The sequence below is a fragment of the Nocardia mikamii NBRC 108933 genome (assembly GCF_001613505.1).
Lineage (GTDB): Bacteria > Actinomycetota > Actinomycetes > Mycobacteriales > Mycobacteriaceae > Nocardia > Nocardia mikamii.
In genome coordinates this window covers 1-1251 of the sequence record NZ_BDCM01000037.1, presented here as the reverse complement: position 1 = coordinate 1251, position 1251 = coordinate 1, and the positions used below count along the sequence as shown (strand labels likewise).

The 1251-nt window shown below is 64.6% G+C and carries 1 protein-coding gene; it reads left to right on the top strand.

The window, feature by feature from the left end; genetic code table 11:
* Positions 1-51 precede the first annotated feature (51 nt).
* Positions 52-1251, top strand: a protein-coding gene (locus tag NMI01S_RS34620; RefSeq protein ID WP_157126515.1) for an IS3 family transposase whose coding sequence is annotated in 2 segments (ribosomal slippage) — positions 52-334 and positions 334-1251 — 1201 coding nt annotated over the 2 segments. Because the reading frame shifts where the segments join, the coding sequence is not laid out codon by codon here. This gene is flagged as partial in the annotation.

Here is a 1251-nt window from a genome sequence, read left to right as displayed (position 1 = left end):
TGAACCGCCCCGGAGTGTCGGGAGACTTCAACCTCTGTGAAGGATGGAGTCGTGTCGAGTTCGAAGAAGTATCCGCAGGAGTTGCGTGAGCGGGCCGTGCGGATGTTCGCCGAGATCAAGGGTGACCACGAGTCGGAGTGGGCGGCGATGAAAGCGGTCGCCGACCTCCTCGGAGTGGGGACGCCGGAGACGGTCCGCAAGTGGGTGCGTCAGGGCCAGATCGACACCGGATCCCGGGCCGGGACGAGCTCGGATGAAATGGCGGAGCTGAAGCGGCTGCGGCGAGAGAACGCAGAACTCAAGCGCGCCAACGCAATTCTGAAGGCCGCGTCGGCTTTCTTCGCTGCCGAGATCGACCGGCCCCAGCGCTGATCGTTCGGTTCATCACCGAACACCAAGGCCGCCGCGAAAGCGGCGGCCTTGCTTGGGGTGTCGAGTCGATCTGCGCCGCGCTCTGCGAGCTCGGCGTAAAAGCCGCCCCCTCAACCTATTACGAGCAGCGCAAGCGCACTCCTGCGAAGCGCGATGTTCGCGACGAGGAGCTGAAGGCGGAAATCACCCGGGTTCACGGTGAGAACTTCGGGGTCTATGGCGCGAGAAAGGTTTGGTTGCAACTGAATCGAGAGGGCTGGTCCGTTGCTCGGTGCACTGTCGAACGACTGATGCGCGAGCTAAGGCTGCGCGGGGCGGTGCGCGGGCGGGTCAAGCGCACTACCTTTCCCGATCCGGCCGCCCCACGACCGGCGGATCTGGTCCAGCGCCGGTTCGCGCCGCCGGCGCCGAACCGGCTGTGGGTGGCCGACATGACCTATGTGTCGACCTGGTCGGGCTGGGTGTACGTGGCGTTCGTCATCGACGCCTACGCGCGTCGGATCATCGGCTGGCGCACCGGCACGTCAATGACGACCGAGTTGGTTCTCGATGCCGTCGAGCATGCCATCTGGACTCGCGAGCGAGCGGGTTGGAATGTGAAAGATGTTGTGCACCACACGGATAGGGGGTCGCAATATACCTCGATTGCTTTCTCTGAGCGGCTCGCGGAGGCCGGGATCCAACCCTCTGTCGGAGCGATCGGATCGAGCTACGACAACGCCCTGGCCGAGACGATCAACGGTCTCTACAAGACCGAGTTGATCAAACCGCGCGGCCCCTGGCGCAGCGTCGACCACGTCGAGTTCGCCACCGCCGAATGGGTCGATTGGTTCAACCACCGGCGGCTCTACCGCTACTGCGGCGACATCCCGCCCGCGG